The sequence below is a fragment of the Ruegeria sp. AM4 genome, assembly GCF_056540665.1.
Genome location: NZ_JBQFXD010000009.1, coordinates 26,548 through 44,118, shown reverse-complemented (window position 1 = coordinate 44,118; position 17,571 = coordinate 26,548). Strand labels below are relative to the sequence as shown.

17 protein-coding genes are annotated in these 17,571 nt (G+C 52.8%); 6 read left to right on the top strand and 11 right to left on the bottom strand.

All coding sequences use genetic code 11. The features are described 5' to 3' along the window. The first annotated feature begins 19 nt into the window (after positions 1-19). Complete coding sequence (gene wecB / locus ACR0JA_RS16215) at positions 20-1,177, top strand: non-hydrolyzing UDP-N-acetylglucosamine 2-epimerase (RefSeq protein ID WP_480577054.1); 1,158 nt, start codon at positions 20-22, stop codon at positions 1,175-1,177. Here wecB and ACR0JA_RS16210 read toward each other — a convergent pair. After that, entirely contained in the window at positions 1,174-2,676 is a 1,503-nt protein-coding gene (locus tag ACR0JA_RS16210; protein WP_480577051.1) for a glycosyltransferase, read from the bottom strand. The genes wecB and ACR0JA_RS16210 overlap by 4 nt on opposite strands. A 166-nt stretch (positions 2,677-2,842) precedes the next feature. Between ACR0JA_RS16210 and ACR0JA_RS16205 the strand changes: the two genes are divergently transcribed. From ACR0JA_RS16205 to ACR0JA_RS16195, 3 genes are read left to right on the top strand one after another with little or no spacing between them, the layout of a single operon-like run. Beyond that, positions 2,843-3,796: a Gfo/Idh/MocA family protein gene (locus tag ACR0JA_RS16205; protein WP_480577048.1), complete on the top strand. Its 954-nt coding sequence runs from the start codon at positions 2,843-2,845 to the stop codon at positions 3,794-3,796. Beyond that, positions 3,793-4,899, top strand: coding sequence for an ankyrin repeat domain-containing protein (locus ACR0JA_RS16200; RefSeq protein ID WP_480577045.1), 1,107 nt, complete (start codon positions 3,793-3,795; stop codon positions 4,897-4,899). Before ACR0JA_RS16205 ends, ACR0JA_RS16200 begins: the two co-directional genes overlap by 4 nt. Positions 4,900-4,903: 4 nt before the next feature. Continuing rightward, complete coding sequence (locus ACR0JA_RS16195) at positions 4,904-5,992, top strand: DegT/DnrJ/EryC1/StrS family aminotransferase (protein ID WP_480577042.1); 1,089 nt, start codon at positions 4,904-4,906, stop codon at positions 5,990-5,992. Between the two features lie 42 nt (positions 5,993-6,034). Here ACR0JA_RS16195 and ACR0JA_RS16190 read toward each other — a convergent pair whose 3' ends face one another. Both ACR0JA_RS16190 and hslU read right to left on the bottom strand, forming a co-directional pair. Continuing rightward, a complete protein-coding gene (locus tag ACR0JA_RS16190) occupies positions 6,035-7,132 on the bottom strand; it encodes an alpha/beta hydrolase (RefSeq protein WP_480577039.1) in 1,098 nt (365 codons plus the stop codon). A gap of 107 nt (positions 7,133-7,239) precedes the next feature. Further along, positions 7,240-8,547, bottom strand: a complete 1,308-nt coding sequence (gene hslU / locus ACR0JA_RS16185) for an ATP-dependent protease ATPase subunit HslU (RefSeq protein ID WP_480577036.1) — start codon at positions 8,545-8,547, stop codon at positions 7,240-7,242. A gap of 190 nt (positions 8,548-8,737) precedes the next feature. On the opposite strand from hslU, the gene ACR0JA_RS16180 reads away from it, so the two are divergent. Next, positions 8,738-9,979, top strand: coding sequence for an MFS transporter (locus tag ACR0JA_RS16180; protein WP_480577033.1), 1,242 nt, complete (start codon positions 8,738-8,740; stop codon positions 9,977-9,979). Here the strand turns inward: ACR0JA_RS16180 and hslV are convergent. Beyond that, entirely contained in the window at positions 9,971-10,528 is a 558-nt protein-coding gene (gene hslV / locus ACR0JA_RS16175) for an ATP-dependent protease subunit HslV (RefSeq protein WP_480577030.1), read from the bottom strand. The two genes, ACR0JA_RS16180 and hslV, sit on opposite strands and share 9 nt — an antisense overlap. 197 nt (positions 10,529-10,725) lie before the next feature. Here hslV and ACR0JA_RS16170 point away from each other — a divergent pair, with 197 nt between their 5' ends. After that, positions 10,726-10,920: a DUF1127 domain-containing protein gene (locus ACR0JA_RS16170; RefSeq protein ID WP_480577027.1), complete on the top strand. Its 195-nt coding sequence runs from the start codon at positions 10,726-10,728 to the stop codon at positions 10,918-10,920. Between the two features lie 228 nt (positions 10,921-11,148). Here ACR0JA_RS16170 and ACR0JA_RS16165 read toward each other — a convergent pair whose 3' ends face one another. Genes ACR0JA_RS16165 through rfbF form a run of 7 tightly spaced genes read right to left on the bottom strand, consistent with a single transcriptional unit; the run spans position 11,149 to position 17,384 of the window. Beyond that, positions 11,149-11,925, bottom strand: coding sequence for a cephalosporin hydroxylase family protein (locus ACR0JA_RS16165; RefSeq protein ID WP_480577025.1), 777 nt, complete (start codon positions 11,923-11,925; stop codon positions 11,149-11,151). A 1-nt stretch (position 11,926) separates the two neighbouring features. After that, on the bottom strand, positions 11,927-12,643 hold the full coding sequence (locus tag ACR0JA_RS16160) for a formyltransferase family protein (RefSeq protein WP_480577022.1): 717 nt from the start codon (positions 12,641-12,643) through the stop codon (positions 11,927-11,929). A gap of 26 nt (positions 12,644-12,669) precedes the next feature. Further along, entirely contained in the window at positions 12,670-13,788 is a 1,119-nt protein-coding gene (locus tag ACR0JA_RS16155) for a DegT/DnrJ/EryC1/StrS family aminotransferase (protein WP_480577019.1), read from the bottom strand. After that, entirely contained in the window at positions 13,788-15,011 is a 1,224-nt protein-coding gene (locus ACR0JA_RS16150; RefSeq protein WP_480577016.1) for a methyltransferase domain-containing protein, read from the bottom strand. Before ACR0JA_RS16150 ends, ACR0JA_RS16155 begins: the two co-directional genes overlap by 1 nt. After that, positions 15,008-15,556, bottom strand: coding sequence for a dTDP-4-dehydrorhamnose 3,5-epimerase (gene rfbC / locus ACR0JA_RS16145; RefSeq protein ID WP_480577012.1), 549 nt, complete (start codon positions 15,554-15,556; stop codon positions 15,008-15,010). The genes ACR0JA_RS16150 and rfbC overlap by 4 nt, the downstream gene beginning before the upstream one ends. After that, complete coding sequence (gene rfbG / locus ACR0JA_RS16140) at positions 15,553-16,620, bottom strand: CDP-glucose 4,6-dehydratase (protein ID WP_480577009.1); 1,068 nt, start codon at positions 16,618-16,620, stop codon at positions 15,553-15,555. The genes rfbC and rfbG overlap by 4 nt, the downstream gene beginning before the upstream one ends. After that, a complete protein-coding gene (gene rfbF, locus ACR0JA_RS16135) occupies positions 16,617-17,384 on the bottom strand; it encodes a glucose-1-phosphate cytidylyltransferase (protein ID WP_480577007.1) in 768 nt (255 codons plus the stop codon). The genes rfbG and rfbF overlap by 4 nt, the downstream gene beginning before the upstream one ends. Positions 17,385-17,571: the final 187 nt, after the last annotated feature.

The window sequence follows — 17,571 nt, the reverse complement described above, 5'->3', positions numbered from 1 at the left end:
GCATTGGTGCAACACAGAAATGAGACAGTTTCAAGATATCCGTAGAAAGCTAAATGGTGATGTGTTAGCGCATGATTCAAAGAACTCTCAACATGGATCAATCGTGAAAATTGCAGTAGTAGTAGGCGCCCGCCCACAATTCATTAAACTCGCCCCAGTCAGCAGAGCGCTCCGTTCATTTCCGACGATTGAAGAGACCATAATTCACACCGGACAACACTATGATAACTCAATGTCCAGTGTTTTTTTCGACGAGCTAGGCATAGCTGAGCCTGACATAAACCTTTCCGTAAATTCCGGTGGTCATGGAGCTATGACCGGGCTTATGATGCAAAAACTTGAGCCGGTCCTAACAGATTCCAGACCGGATGCGCTTCTTGTGTTTGGTGACACGAATTCTACACTGGCTGGAGCGCTTGTAGCAGCAAAACTCCATATTCCAGTTGCTCATATCGAAGCGGGACTGCGGTCGTTCAATCGAAAGATGCCCGAAGAGACCAACAGAGTGCTTACGGATCACGTTTCTGAGCTACTCTTCACTACCTCTGTTGATGCTGTTCAGAACTTGCAAAACGAAAACATTGCGGCTGAAAAAATATTTAATGTTGGCGATGTTATGTATGATGCAGCGCTGCAATTTCGCGAATCTGCTCGAGAAAAATCTAGTATAATTAATGATATAGGGGTTGATGCCAAGGGCTATGTCCTCGCCACTATCCACAGAGCTGAAAACACAGACTCACCTCAGTTGTTGGCCAATATCGTCGATGCCCTAGAAACTGTCGCAGAGACTTGCCCTGTTGTGTTACCGCTACATCCACGTACGGCAAAACGTCTAACTGAGACAGGCCGCCAGTTTCGTAAGGTGAAAACCATAGATCCGGTTGGTTACCTAGATATGGTTGCCTTGGAAAGCAATTCGACCCTAGTTGTTACGGATTCCGGAGGGGTTCAGAAAGAGGCGTATTTTTATGACGTTCCCTGTGTGACCTTGCGAAATGAAACTGAGTGGGTCGAACTTGTAGATAGCGGTTGGAATCGTCTCGTTTCTCCGTCCGATAACGATATCGCAGAACAGATCCTAGGAGCGATTGGCACCAAAGGTGAACAAGTTGAGTTCTATGGCGATGGAACTGCGTCTGAACAGATTGCAAAGGTATTGGCGGCCCAAGCTTAAATTGTTTCGTACACCGTTGCTAACCTCTTAGCTTGTGCGGGCCAGCTATATGTTTCCCAGAGCTTTTCAGTGTTGCCGATCGTCATTCTATAGTTGTCTGGATGATCCAGAACATCTCTGATGGCATTGGCAATACTCTTTGGGTCTGTCTGATCCATGACTCTGCCGAAGCCTAGATCTTCCGCAAATCTCCGCATCTCGGGAAGGTCGGAAATGCAGATAGGAAGACCTGCAAATGCGGCCTCGAAGAGTTTGTTCGGCATCGCGTAGCGGTGGTTAAGTGACACGTCCTGGAAAGGGCATATTGCAAGGTTGGCCGTGCTGATTGCCACCGGGACGTCTGGCGCGGCCACAGGTGGGAGCAAGGTAATCCTGTCGCTTACACCAATATCGCGCGCCGCGTTCATAAACCACTCGTCGTTCACTGCGTGTCGCGGGCCCATGGTAGCCAAATGAACATCAGGCAGATGAACTAAGGCTTCCAGCACTTTGTCCATGCCACGATGAGCCATCTGGACTCCGCCAGTAAAGATCACCAACGGAGTTTCGCCAGAGACTTTGGCTTGGGCACGTATTGAAAGCTGATCCAGAGCCTCCTTCTTTCTTTGCGCAACGAAGTCGGGATCTATTTCCGGCGCGTTGAGGATAAGGGTCGGTCTGTTCTTGAAGCGTTTTGAATAGAAGTCAGCAAATGATGGTGAAACCGTAATCATATGATCGACATATTCAAGGCAATCGTCTTCAAGCTCTTCGGCGAAGTTCGATCCATCCGAAGGGTTCTTTGTTGCTCTTGCAGGTTCATATTCGTGGGCGTCATACACCAGTTTGGCTTTGAACTTCTTAGCAAGCAGTACCCCGGCGGGTAGGCAATAGATATCGTGGGCGTGGATGACGTCCGGAACTTCGTCAAACCGTAGACTGCACAGATTTTCCGCAAAGATTAGCGAACTGAGTTGGTATAGTTCGCGTCTGCCCTTGTTCCGCGCACGTCCTTCGGATTTCAAGAGCTTCAGCTTTTGGGCAGCATCGACTGAACCATGCTTGAATCTGATCTTTAGTCGCAGCAACTTATGTTTGAACTTTCGAGCCCTTCGCTCTTTCCCTGTGAATTTCTTGTAATATTTTGGATCCAGGACCGGCACGTCTTCGACAGGAAGATGTTTCTCAAACCACCGAGTTAGCTCGTTCACCAAGATTGCGCTTTTAGCATACGGAACAAAGCGTTTGTTTACCTCGTCAGAGATCTTGTTGGCGAAAAAGAACCGCTTCAGCGTATCAGCTGAGATTTGCTCAGGCGACTGCCAATCGAAACGCGTGATGCGGATGCCGTCGATATCATCCTGACGAGGAAATCCTTCTGGCCAATCACAGAAGATATGAACGTTGTGTCCTGCCGCCTTCAAAGCCCGGGCTTCTTTCAACACTCGTGCGTCGGCTGTAATCTCATGATAAGTCAAACAAAAAACAGTTTTTGGCTTGGACGTGATTACAGAGGACATTAGTTTATTCACCAATTCAGTTAGGTAATTCTTAACGTGCTCTAGCAGAGCCTGAGCCCTGTTGCCAGAACGATCGGAACCACCGAATACCAAAAGCGAACTATTGACTTCGACGTAGAATTCTTAGATGCGCAAAACTACGGTCATCCAAACTGGACTATACTTGATGAGCAATTTTGCATTGATAGGAACCGCTGGCTATATCGCTCCGCGTCACATGAAGGCGATTACTGACACCGGTAACAACTTGCTGGCGGCGTTGGATCCCAGTGACTCGGTCGGGATCATAGACAGCCACTTTCCCGCGGCGCACTTTTTTACAGAATTCGAACGGTTTGACCGTTTTGTCAGCATGTTGCGACACAGCGCTTCAGAAAAAATCGAATATGTTTCGATCTGTTCGCCCAACTATCTTCATGACAGTCATATGCGTTTTGCACTCCGTTCAGGCGCTGATGCGATCTGTGAAAAACCTTTGGTGCTTAATCCGGAAGATATCGATGGGCTCGAAGTTGTTGAGAAGGAAACCGGTCAGAAGGTCAATACGATCCTTCAGCTACGGGTCCACCCGTCAATCATCGCACTGCGGGAAAAAATCCAAAACAGCCCTAAAGACACCAAACACGAAGTGGATCTGACTTATATCACGTCGCGTGGGCGCTGGTATTTGGAAAGCTGGAAAGGTGATGTGCGCAAATCCGGAGGTATTGCCACGAACATCGGTGTTCATTTCTTTGATATGTTGCACTTTTTGTTCGGTGATTTGCAGCAGAACAATATCCACATGAATACGCCAACAAAAGCTGCTGGTTACCTTGAGTTCGAACACGCACGTTGTCGTTGGTTTCTGTCGCTAGACGTGGATGACGTTCCAGTTGATGCCCGGAAAAGTGGGGCTCGGACCTACAGGTCGATCACAATTGATGGAGAAGAAATCGAGTTCTCAGGCGGTTTCGCAGATTTGCATACCCGCAGCTACGAGGAAATCCTTGCCGGCAACGGGTTCGGATTAAACGAAAATCGGCCTGCGATTGAAATGGTTAGCAGTATCCGCAACTCTCCGATCGACGTGACCAAAGGTGAGTTGCATCCGAAAATAGCTGCCGGCACGGGCAGATGATCGCTGTATTTGCCTATGCGTTCGCCCATCGTAAGTCGCATGATTTTCTGATTGAGTTAGCGTTGGCGGGTTACCAAGAGGTAACCGTTATCGGAGCGCCGTTCCAGAAATTACCGGCGATGGATCGTACAGTCTATTTTACGCGCACCCTGAATGCTGTTCCTCCTATCGACACCAAAGAACTTTGCAGTCGCCTGGGCTTTGGTTTTGTCGAGATGGCACACGATAACATTGAGGCAATCACGAGTCTGGTTGCCAAACGTAACTTGGAGCTTGGCATCATCTCAGGCGCGCGTATTCTCAAGCGACCAGTGATCGAAGCCTTCAAGCAAGGTATTGTAAATTTTCATCCTGGAAAGATCCCTGAAACGTCCGGGCTCGACGCTTTTTTCTACACCATCAAGAACAACGTCGATGCAGGAATTACCGCTCACCTGATTGATCCAAGAGTGGACGCGGGACATTTCCTTGCATTTCATGCTGTTAAGGTCGGGTTGACTGATACCCCCGAAATTGTTCAGGAGAATACCTACCGTTTACAGATAGTTGCGCTTAGGCAGTTCCTTGAAAGCTGGAAAAAAGGGGCCCTTTTACCCAAAGAACTTCACCGGCCGCAAAAAAATATTCCGATGGAACCGGCGGAGAAGTGGCAGATGTTGTTGCGGTTTCCGAGTTGGCTTGCGGCGCGCAATCGAATGCAGACATTTGAGAGATTGCGAGTTGCGTGTGAATCCGGAGATACCCAATCGGCCTCAGAGATTCTAAACGATCAACCGAACCTGCTGGAGGAACAAACCGCCGAAGGATGGACGCCGCTAATTCTGGCTGCCTTCCACCAGAACGTTGATGTTGTTCGAATATTGCTTAACATGGGTGCAAATCCAAATGCCACCGGGCGGAATGGCACGTCTGTGTTAATGTATGCCAAAACTGCCCTTATGGAACGGCCAGAAGCAGATTTCGATTTGCTGGATATGTTAATAAAAAATGGTGCAGATATACATCGCGCTGACAAGCACGGGTTAAATGTGCTCGATTACGTTGCGCAGGCGGGTGCTGATCACCTGGTTCAGTATTTCAAAGGAATAGGAAAGGCGCAGTAGAACGATGCAGTTTATCGATCTGGGAAAGCAGCAAAGCCGTATCAAAGACCAGCTGGATGAACGTATTTCTGCGGTACTGTCACACGGAAAGTATATTCTTGGCCCAGAAGTGGTACAGCTCGAAGAGAAGCTTGCGGCGTTCACAGGTGCCAAGTACTGTATTACTTGCGCCAATGGCACTGATGCTCTGCAAATTGCATTGATGGCTCTAGGTGTCGGTCCAGGTGATGAGGTGATTACGCCTGGGTTTTCCTATATTGCAACGGCCGAGGCCGCTTGTGTGTTGGGAGCAGCGCCGGTCTATGTCGACATTGAACCGGTTACCTACAATTTGGACCCCAATAAGCTTGAGGCAGCGATCACACCGAAGACAAAAGCGATCATACCCGTGTCGCTCTACGGGCAGCCTGCGGATTTCGACGAAATCAACGAAATCGCTTCAAAGTACAATTTGCCCGTGATCGAAGACGCTGCCCAGAGTTTTGGAGCGATGCTAAATGGAAGACGTTCAGGAAATCTGTCCACGATTTCCTGCACGAGCTTCTTCCCCTCTAAACCCTTGGGTTGTTACGGGGACGGCGGCGCAATTTTCACGTCAGATGAAGAGCTTAGTGTTGTCCTTCGCCAGATCGCGCGTCACGGTCAGGACCGCCGTTATCACCATATTCGCGTCGGAGTGAACAGCCGTCTGGATACCGTGCAGGCCGCAATTTTGCTATGCAAACTCGATGTCTTTGAAGAAGAGCTTGAACTGCGCAATGAAGTGGCGGATCGATACAAGACACTGCTGAAAGATGCTGGGCTGGTCGCTCCAAGTCTGACAAAAGGCGCAACAAGTGTTTGGGCGCAGTATACCACTCGCGTCGAAAATCGAGAAATGGTTCAGGCCAAGCTTAGTGAAGCGGGTATTCCGACAGCTATTCACTATCCATTGCCCTTGAATAAACAACCTGCGGTTTCAGACCCGAATGCAAACTTGCCAGCCGGGGATTCTGCTGCAGCGCAGGTCATCAGCCTGCCAATGCATCCCTATCTGGAGCAAGAATCACAGGTGCAGATTGTCGAGGCTTTGGCGCGCGCCGTCAGACATTGACTAGCAGGAATGTATCGTCAGCGCGTTAGTGACGCGGCTAGATCACGGCGCGCTGACCTGAGCCTGCCCGGTTTCTGTCAGTACGATCTCAGTCGCGCCGTCGGGGTTGCGCTCGCTGGCGGGTACAAGCACGTCGATACCGGGTCGGTCAGGTCCAAACGTGTTGCTGACGCGGCGCACCGAGCTGAGAATCGCCAACAACGCCGGAGAGGTTGCTGCCACGAAATGCGACGATCCTGCGTCGCTGTTGAAGGCCGTCGTGTCGATCACGTTGATCGGATAGTCCGCCAAAGCCTCGACCGAGCTGATATTGCCCAGACGCTCACTGTCTGCGGTGCCGCGCAACCGGGCCGAGATATTGAGAATTTTGTCTTTCTGCGACACCATGACCACGAAGGGCTCGGGCGGAGACTTGATGCTGTCCATCTGCGAGCGGAACAGATCGACGTCCAGATCGGGCGAGATCAGAATGACCCCTTCGATATTTCTTGCGGACCAGCCCGGTTGCCGAAGTTCCGCCTGTCGCATCATCTCCATCGTCAGGGCGCTGCCCATGGAATGCGCTATCACGACCACGCGCTTCACGCCCATCGACTTCAGCGTGCGAATCGTCTGTTCCAGCCCGTCGCGGGCGAACAGCATGCTGTCCAGATCATAGGCATAACCGGATCCCTTTGCGCGGCTTGGCCAGGAATAGATCAGGGTCGAACCGGGGATCCCGATGTCATGCGAAAGCTGAGCGGCCCGAAAAGCGGTTTCTGTCTGCGTCGCGTTGTAGCCGTGGACAAAGATGGACACTTCGTCGACACCGCGCAGACGTGATGCCAGCGCCTGCGGTCCCGAAAACTCGGATACGTCGGCCAGTACAAACTGCTTTTTGGGATTCGGGTTGGCGTATGAAAAATCCAAGGTTCCCGGCGTGTGGTTCGGTGGTATCGAAACCGTCATTTCCAGAAACCGCAGGCCATCGCTGCGACGATAGCCATAAGAACCGTCCGCCTCGCGCGCGCGTGTGGTTGCGGCAAAGACGGTTTCGGGGACTCCGATCCGCAGCGCGTCTGGTACCGTCTCGGACACCGAGCGGTCGACACAGGCGCCCAAAAACGCAAGCATCAGAGACAGGATCAGGTAGCGCAGCACGTCATGACCTCAACGAAGACTGGTTGCCACGCTACCGCATTCTGAACCCGCGTCCAGAGACGGTTTCAAGAAGTGCAATCTGAACCGGCAAGAACCGGCTGCCATTGTTACAGAACGTAACGGCTGAGATCGGAGGATTTGGTCAGTTCACCCAGATTGTCGCTGACGAATTGAGCATCAACGGTGATCTCGGCACCGGCTTTGTCGGGGGCCTCGAACGAAAGCTCTTCGAACACGCGTTCCATCACCGTGTAAAGCCGCCGCGCGCCGATATTCTCGACGCTTTGGTTCACATCCGCCGCGATACGCGCAAGGGCTGCGATGCCGTCTTCACTGAAGGTGACCTTGACCTCTTCGGTATCCATCAGCGCGGTGTATTGCAGGGTCAGGGCGTTGTCGGTTTCGGTCAGAATGCGCACGAAATCCTCTTCGGTCAGCGCCCGCAGTTCGACCCGGATCGGCAGGCGACCCTGAAGTTCCGGCAGCAGGTCCGAGGGTTTGGCGATATGAAACGCGCCCGAGGCGATGAACAGGATATGATCGGTCTTGACCGGGCCGTGCTTGGTGCTGACGGTCGTGCCCTCGATCAGAGGCAGCAGATCACGCTGCACGCCTTCGCGGCTGACATCGCCGCCGCGCGCATCCGAGCGGGCGCAGACCTTGTCGATCTCGTCCAGAAACACGATGCCGTTCTGTTCGACGGATTCCAAAGCGATCCGATTGACGGTTTCGTCATCCAGCAGTTTGTCGGCCTCTTCCCCGATCAGCGCATCATAGCTTTCCGCGACGGTCATGCGCTTTTTCACGGTCCGCCCACCAAAGGCTTTGCCGAAGATATCGCCAAGGTTCATCATGCCCATTTGCCCACCAGGCTGTCCGGGAATGTCAAACATCGGCATCGGGTTCGAGGTGTCGGCTAATTCCAGTTCAATCTCGGTGTCGTCCAGATCACCCGCTTTCAGCTTCTTGCGGAACATCTCGCGCGTGGCTTCACGGGCGTCGGTGCCGGCGATGGCCTCGATCACGCGATCCTCGGCGGCCTGATGCGCCTTGGCCTTGACGTCTTCTCGCATCCATTCGCGGGTTTGCAGGATCGCGGCATCCGCCAAATCACGCACGATCTGTTCCACGTCGCGACCGACATAGCCGACTTCGGTGAATTTGGTGGCCTCGACCTTGATGAAGGGCGCGCGGGCAAGCTTGGCCAGGCGGCGGCTGATCTCGGTCTTGCCGACGCCGGTGGGGCCGATCATCAGGATATTCTTGGGATAGACTTCCTCGCGGATATCATCGGACAATTGTTTACGCCGCCACCGGTTGCGCAGCGCCACGGCGACGGCGCGTTTGGCATCTTTCTGGCCGATGATGAAACGGTCCAGTTCCGAGACAATCTCGCGCGGGGTCAGGTCGGTCAAGGTGCGGTCCTTTCGGTCGGCATGGCAAAGCTTGGGCTTAGGTAGTCACGCGCCGCGCGAAAACAACAAGCCCTTTTCCTTGGCCGCGTTGGTTAGCAACGCCCCACCCGGTTTGCAAACGCTTTCCATAGGTGAAACGCAATGGCTCTGATACAGTGATTTCAAGGTGTTGTGGGTCAGGAGCGCGCAGATGACGAAAATTGCCAAGATCACCCTGCTGTTTGTGGTCTTCGTCGACCTGATCGGGCAAGGGCTGGTTTTCCCCATCATCAACTCGTTGATCATGGAAACCAAGTCCGGGTTCCTGCCCGAAAGCACGCCGGATGGCCGCCGTCATTTCTACTATGGGCTGGTGATCGGATGCTTCTTCCTGTCTTGGTTTCTGGGTGTGGTCTATGTCTCAAAGGTATCAGACTCGATCGGACGCAAGAATGCGCTGCTGGTCTGTTTGGGCGGCGCTTTGGCTGGCTACGCGATCACCATCGCCTCGCTGTACATGGATAGCCTGTTGCTGCTGATCCTGGGGCGGTCGATCACCGGTTTCACGGCTGGCAATCAGCCCATCGCGCAGGCTGCGATGATCGATGGCAGTACCGATGCCGCCGACCGAGACCGGAACATGGGTTACATCGTGACCGGTGTCAGCTTTGGCCTAGTGGGTGGCCCGATTATCGGAGCGGTCCTGTCCGATGCCGCCCTGCTTGGCAGCATCGCAACGCTCAAGACGCCCTTCTACGGTGCGTTCGTATTGGTACTGATCGCCATTTTCCTCGTGCTGTTCTTTTTCAAGGATACCCGGACCGAGCGTGCACCGTTCGTTTTCCGCCCTCGCGACATCACCGACAGCCTGATAGCAGTGCGCGGGCATCCGATGGTTCTGAAGATCCTGCCGGTCTATTCTTTCTTCATGATCGCAAACGTCACCTTCTATGTGTTCGTCGACAACTTTCTGACCAGCCGTTTTGGCTATGGCGTGATCGGCGGCAGCGTGGCGATGGTGGTAATCGGCTTTGCGCTGGCGTTCTCGAGCACATTCCTGGTGAAACCGGCGCAGGAAAAGTTCAGCAAGCACCAGATCATCTATACCTCGCTGATCATCATGGTGATTTGCGGCGTGGCTTTTGCGTTCAGCCCCAATGGTGTGCTGAGCTACGTGCCGGTCTTCTTCTTCTATTTCTTCTTCGGCGTCTCTTATCCGACCCTGCTGGGCCTGTTCTCATCCAGCGTGGCTGAGACGGATCAGGGCTGGGTCATGGGGGTGACCACAGCCGTCTTCTGCCTGGCCGGGGGTGTCATGTCCCTGATCGGCGGTGGGTTGATGAGTATCGATATCCGCGTGCCCTACTACATCGTGGTCATCGCTGCGATCTTTGGTCTGATCGGGATGCACCGACGTTGGAAAGGCAAAGAGATCAAGGCATTGTTAGCCTGAGATCGTCTCGACCGTCAGATTGCCGTTGGTGTAGACGCAGATATCGGCGGCAATCGCCATTGCCTCGCGCGCAACAGCCTCTGCCGGTTTGTCGCTGTCCATCATCGCCCGCGCCGCTGCCAGGGCAAAGTTACCACCCGAACCGATGGCGGCCACGTTATGTTCAGGCTCCAGCACATCCCCTGCCCCGGTGATAACCAGAAGGTCCTTGCCATCAGTGACGATCAGCATCGCCTCAAGCTTTTGCAGGTACTTGTCGGTGCGCCAGTCCTTGGCCAATTCAACCGAGGCGCGGGCCAGCTGACCGGGGGTCGATTCCAGCTTGGCCTCGAGCCGCTCCAGCAAAGTAAAGGCGTCTGCGGTGGATCCGGCAAAACCCGCGACAACCTCGAACCCGCCGGGTGACAGGCGGCGTACCTTGCGGGCGGTGCCTTTGATCACGGTCTGGCCCAGGCTGACCTGTCCGTCACCTGCGATGACCACCTGGTTGTCCTTTTTGACGCCGATGATCGTCGTCCCGTGCCATCCGGGAAAATCGCTGTCTGCCATGGAAGCCTCCGTTCTCACAGTCGCTATATATGGGCCGGGCGCGGGGTGGGCGCAACCCGTTCCAAAACTGCCCAAAAGATATGCAAAAAATGCAGATCGGGGCTGTTGAACCAGCATTTGTGAGTCTCGGTGCGCCGTCTTACATGAGCATCACAACCGACAACGGGTCGGCTGTTTCAACTCAAAGGACTGCGCACATGGCACACACAGCAACAAAACATGCGCCGCTCGGAGCAGCTAGCATCCTGCACATCGCGGACGTATTCATCTCGGCCTTCGACAACGTTGTCGAATGGAACCAAACCCGTAAGACCCGCGCGATGCTGAGCGAACTGACGGACGCACAGCTGAACGACATTGGTCTGGATCGCGCGGATATCGCAAAGATCTAAGCTGTCTACGAGATCAGCAATCTGGAACAGCCGCCCGGACCCCCGAGCGGCTTTTTCTTTTTTTGACAATAATGACATCTGACACCGTGATCAGTTATGTGCTTAGTTTTCAAAGCAGCAAAGGCCAGACAGCTCGCCATAAATTTCAAAGTCAGAAACCGGATGCTCTCAACAGATTCATAATTATCCGCTGGGCTCACAAGTGTGTTTCGGCGAGGACGCGGTAAGTCAGATACGTCGCAAAAATCCATCCGGAGCTACCGATATTTGCAATTTGTGATCAATGGATTTGTCGATTGCAAACTCGGGATTGTCTTTTAGCCAAGCATGAACTGCGGTTTTGGGATTGTTTCCGGGAGCCCATGGCCGGTCGGAGAACATATCCACCGGCATGTCTTCAACGATAGTATCGAAAACGATGCAATAGCTACCAGGTGAAACCAGTGAGGCATAGGCGTTCAGTTCGGCTAGAACATGCTCATGGGTATGGTTGCTATCCAAACAAACCAAAACACGTTCGTACTTTTGAGCGACAGCGCGGACCTGGTTAACAATAGACTCCTCAATGGAAGACCCCTGAATCATTTCGATCCTAGTTGCCATTGGATGTGCTTCGATGGCCGCACGATTGTGCGCCCTGATATCAATATCTACGCCTAGCACTTTGCGTCTGGGATTGGCTGGATCAAGCATTGTGCCCGCCTCGGCAGCGTCGCAGTAATCAAGCATCGCAAGAAGGGAAGCAGAATATATAAGAGACCCGCCATGCGCTATGCCGGTCTCGATGATCAGATCCGGGCGAACGTCCCAGACAATTTCCTGCAGCGCTACGATGTCCTGCGGGTACTGAATAATTGGTCGCCCCATCCAATCAAAATGATAAGAGTACTTTAGAGAATTGGCGTGCTCGAACCATTGACTTGTAAGGTCAGCAAACTTTGGGTCCTGACCGGCTTTGATAATTTCTTCTTGACGTTCCAGCTGGAATTTTTCGTGTGGTGTCATGTCATTTTCTCGCAATTTCTACTCTGACCTCATACGCACCATCTCCGTCTTCGAAGGTGCAGGCCGGATGTCCAGGAAAGGTTCGGGCTCGTAAGAGATTAAGCAGTTCTCTTGCAGTGGTGGTTTCGTCTAGATCGATCCTGCTCGCCGGTTCCAACTCTGAGGCAAGGTGAAACGATCCCAAGTTGTAGTTCTGTTTGATTGGCTGAACTTGCTCTGTACGGAGTGCTTCCCAATTGTTGATAACCAGATCAACCATTTCGTTCTGCGCTTTTTCATAAAGCGTGCCGCCTGTATCGGTCCAGTCGTAAGATATTTGTGACTGTGCGATTATTGGGCCGTCGTCAATTCCAGGCGTAACCACGTGGAGTGTTGCGCCAAATGGCGCTTCTTCGACAATTGCCCAGAAATTATAGTGTTTACCTCGGTTATACGGCAGCAAGCTTGGATGCGTGTTCACAAACCCCCGATTTGTTCGGGACAGCAGGGATTCGCTGATCAGATATGGCCACCATGCCAGGAAACCAATTTCGAACTCTTTCGATCCTAACCAATTGAGCAACTCATTTTCGTCTTCGAAGTTGGTTGTGGGGATATCCGAGCTGCGCGCGAGTTCTGAGATTTCGTTTTTGCTTGCAGTGATCACAACTGCAATGTCCTCGGGATAATTCCGAACTAGATAGCTCGCAATTTGAAACCCTACACGACCGTCGGCCATGAGAAGCGTTTTGCACGGAAGCGAATTCATAGCGTACGCGAACTAACTATGGTTGCGGAAATCACTTTGACGACCCTCTCAATTTGTTCATTCGTCATTTCATGATAGCTGGGAAGATTTATGGCTCGACCAGGGATGTCCCAAGCTTGGGCGTTCTCAGGGCAGTCTTCAAACATATCGAGTGAGCTTAGCGGCCAGAAGAATACACGTGCATCTATGTTGGCCTCAGAAAATGCCTTTTGCAGAACTTCGCGGGTGACTCTTGTTTCGGGATCAAAAACAGCTGTTGGCATCCAAGCGCCGTTTAGACCAACTTGTGGCTCAGGGTTCATGGATACACCTGACACATCGGATAGCCTGGATTTGTAACCGTCAAGTATCTCGCGTTTTCTGGATGTAAGCTCATCTATGCGCTGGAGTTGCGCGCATCCGATCGCTGCCTGGATGTTTGACATCTTGTACTTGAATCCGATCATATCAGCCCAGAATTGTCGGGTCTGACCGCGGGCACGACCGTGGTTGGACAATGTTAAAACCCGCTCGTACAAGCTGGTATCTTTGGTGGCAAACAATCCACCCTCTCCGGTTGTCAGGGTCTTGGTGCCGTGGAACGAGAAGGTTGAAAACAGCCCCATAGATCCCGCGCGCTGGTTATACCATACCGAGCCGAGCGCTTCGGCGGCGTCCTCAATCACCGGAACGCCATACTCAGATCCAAGGGCCAACAGAGCGTCCATATCGGCAAGGTTGCCGTAGATATGTGTAGCAATGATCGCTTTGGTGCGGGGAGTTATCGCCGCCGCTGCAGCTGTCGGGCTGATGCACCATGTAAGAGGATCAATATCGACAAAAACAGGCGTCGCCCCGAGATGCACAACAGGCGAAACTGTGGCAACCCAGTTGGTATCTGCTAGAATGACCTCATCACCCGGTCCGATGCCAAGAGCGGCAAGGCCCATATGCATCGCGCCAGTGCAGCTGGATGTCGCAATGGTATGCGGAACATTCAAATATCGCGCAAACCCTGCTTCGAATTGATCAATATAGGCATAGCACTGAGCACCCCAGCCATTGGTTGCCGCGTCGGTTGCATTGTCGATCTCGGCCGGCGTAATAGACGGCTTAGTGTAAAGAATCCGTTCCATCACCGCACCGCCAATTCAGGAATGAAAACGATGAATGACGTTCCGGACTGTTGAAGTTCCGAAAGTTGCCCGCAGATCTCGTCCGCAATGTTCCACGGCAAAATGACGATATAATCCGGTTTGGCTTCGCGGATGGCATCGGCATCAAGGACGGGGATGTGGCTACCTGGCAGATACTTGCCTTGTTTCGCGGTCGCGGCATCTGACACAAACTCGATAAGGTCCGGCTTCACCCCGGCAAAGTTCAGCAAGGTGTTACCCTTGGCTGCAGCACCGTAGGCTGCAACATGTTTACCTTCTTTCTTGGCTTTCAACAGGAAGGAGAGCGCTGCATCCTTTACCGCCTCTGCCCGCGCTTGGAATTCCTGATAGGGAGAAACGGTATCCAAACCGGCGGTCTTTTCCGCATTGCAAACCTCTTGAACCGAAGTTGTTTGTATATGGCTTGCGTCCTCGTGGCAGCCATATACACGCAGACTTCCTCCATGGGTTGGCAATTGCTCGACATCGAAGACGCGTAAACCGGCTTTGGCAAAGATCGACATAGTTGTGGCCAAGGATAGGTATGAGAAATGTTCGTGATACACTGTGTCAAACTGACATTCTTCCAACAGCTTTAGTAGATGTGGAAATTCAAGTGTAACAACACCTTCGGGCTTGAGAACTGTCGCCAAACCTCGCGTGAAATCGTTGATGTCAGGCACATGAGCGAAGACGTTGTTGCCGCAAACCAAATCTGCCTGCTGGCCTTCGGCCACGAGTTCAGTTGCGAGCCCTTCGCCAAAAAACTCTCGCAATACAGGAACTCCCACTTCCTCTGCTTTGGCGGCAGTGGCATCGGTAGGCTCGATACCCAAGCATGGCACACCTGCGGCGACAAAGTTTTTCAGCAGATATCCGTCATTTGACGCGACCTCGATCACGAAGGAGTCCGCAGTCAGAGAAAATCTAGATGAAACGTTTCGGGCGAAGTCCGCTGCATGAGCCAGCCATGATCGAGAGGTTGACGAGAAATAGGCGTAGTCTTCGCGAAAGATTTCATCTGCGCGTGCATAGTCTTCGGTTTGTACCAGCCAGCAGGAATGACAAACCCGCAAGCGCAAAGGGTATGTGATCTCGGGGCCAAACAACTCGTCCGCAACCAGGTAATTGTTCGACGGAGGCGCGAAACCCAGGTCGAGAAAGGCTGGACCAAGCTTAGATTGGCAATGTCTACATTTCATGGTGCAAGTGGTTCCAGTTCCGATAGTGCGGGTAATTCCAGATCCCGTGGCGAAATAACGGTGACAGGCGAAGGCCAGTCGACGCCAACGTGAGGATCGTCGAACCGTAGTCCTCCGCTTGCTTCGGGCGCAAAAGCGACGGAATGCAGATAGGTCATCTCGACATCGCTTGTCAGTGTTTGAAAGCCATGAGCAAACCCTTCCGGAATGTAAAGCGCAGCCCGATTGTCCGCTGTCAATTCCTGAGCCAACCAAGACCCATAACTTGGCGACCCAGCCCGCAGGTCAACGACGACATCAAATATCGCGCCACGCACAACGCGTACAAGCTTTGCTTCTGCAGCTGGAGCGCGCTGAAAATGCAATCCCCGAACCGTACCCATGGCAGAGGTGTAAGATGTGTTAATTTGCGCGATGTTGCCGAAGAGCCCCTGTGCCTGAAATGTCTCCGCGCAAAACGCGCGTGCAAAGAACCCGCGTTCATCTTGTAAGGGGTCAAGTTCAATGCGTTTGACACCGGCCAGGGCAAGGTCGATGAAAGTCATGACTGCGCTCCGCAATACTCTGCTATCTCAGCATCTGCTAAGGCACGGGCATCTGCGCCTTCATAGAAGGCGCGGTACCAGTTTACACTTCGGGTTACAGCCTCATTGAATCCCCAGCAGGGGGTCCAACCCAGAACACTGCGAGCCTTGTCGATGCTCAGAGCAAGGCGTCCAGCTTCGTGTGGGGCATCGGAATGTGTTTCGAATACGACGTCGCCCGCCCAAGCCGCGCGCGCGACATCAACCACGTCGCTGACGGGTCGCTGATCCTCTTGCAAAGGGCCAAAGTTAAAGGCGGATTCCAATTCTTTGCGTTCAGCCAGTAATCCTTCGGCCAAATCCATGTACCCTTTCAAAGGCTCCAACACATGTTGCCAGGGCCTGATTGCATGCGGGTTGCGTATTCTTAGAGGACGACCATTCGAAAATGCCCGAGCTAGATCCGGGATGATACGATCTTCGGCCCAGTCCCCGCCACCGATCACGTTACCAGCCCGCGCCGTGGCGATGCGAATCGGTGTATCGACAAAAAAAGAGGATCGAAAACTGGACGTTACCAGTTCAGTGGCTGCTTTGCTGGCGCTGTAAGGGTCGTGGCCACCCAGACGATCATCCTCTCTGTAGGGGATTTCATGCTCAAGATTTTTGTAAACCTTGTCGGTGGTGACGATGACAACAGCGGTTGGTTTGGACTGCGTCCGCAGTGCATCCAACAGATGAACTGTACCCATCACGTTGGTGGCCATGGTTTCTTGGGGAACCCGGTAAGATCGCCTCACCAATGGTTGCGCGGCCAGATGAAACACAACATCCGCGTCCGCTTGTCTGACCCGCGCGGTCGTTGCCTTGGCATTGCGCAGATCACATACTTGGTGATCGACGTGCGCAATGAGATTCAAGGCGTCAAAAAGATTGGGGTCGCTTTCAGGAGGCAGAGCAGCACCAAACACCATGGCGCCCGCAGAGCTGAGCCAATGACTCAACCATGACCCTTTGAAACCTGTATGGCCTGTTACAAGCACTCGGCGCCCACGCCAGGGATTAACTGTCGATGATTGGTTCATGCCCAGACGCGCCAGGGAGCATTGCCGTTGGCCCACAAATCTTCCAGAAATGTTCTGTCGCGAAGTGTGTCCATCGCTGCCCAGAATCCGCTGTGTTTGTAAACTGCAAGCTGACCGTCGGCCGACAATGCCTCAAGCGGCTCGCGTTCCCACAATGTTTCGTCGCCTTCGATGCGATCTAGAACCGAGGTTTCACAAACAAAGAAACCACCCGAAATCCATCGACCATCCCCTTTGGGTTTTTCAAGAAAGTTCTTGACCCGCGCGCCTTCAATTTCGATCGAACCGAAGCGCCCGGCCGGCTGGATTGCCGTTACTGTTGTTTCGGCACCTTCGGCCTCGTGAAAAGCAATAAGCTTGACAATATCGACGTTACTGACACCATCGCCGTAGGTCAGCAGAAACCTGCCATCCAGATGGTCGCGGACTCGAGCAATTCGTCCACCAGTCTGGGTCAGCTCGCCCGTATCCACAAGTGTCACGCGCCAGGGCTCGGCTTTGCGCTGGTGCACTTCCATCTTGTTCTGGCTCATGTCAAATGTCACATCGGACATATGCAGGAAGTAGTTCGCAAAGTACTCCTTGATCACATAACCCTTGTAGCCACAGCAGATCACAAAATCGGTTATACCATGATGGCCATACATCTTCATGATGTGCCATAGAATTGGGCGTCCACCGATTTCAATCATCGGCTTCGGCTTGAGGTGTGATTCCTCGCTGATACGAGTGCCAAGCCCACCCGCAAGAATTACCGCTTTCATGGTTGCGTGGCCTTTTCTTGATTATAGGCGGCTAGACGTTGGGCAACAACGCGCTGAAGCCTCAATGAATTTGAAACTGCATCAGACACCGCATTAGTCGTCCAGTTTTGTAAGCGAGTTTGGCGAAAATGAAATTGAGAATCTAGGGTCGAGGTTCTCGCTAGAAGGTTCCTCGACTTGTTTCCGA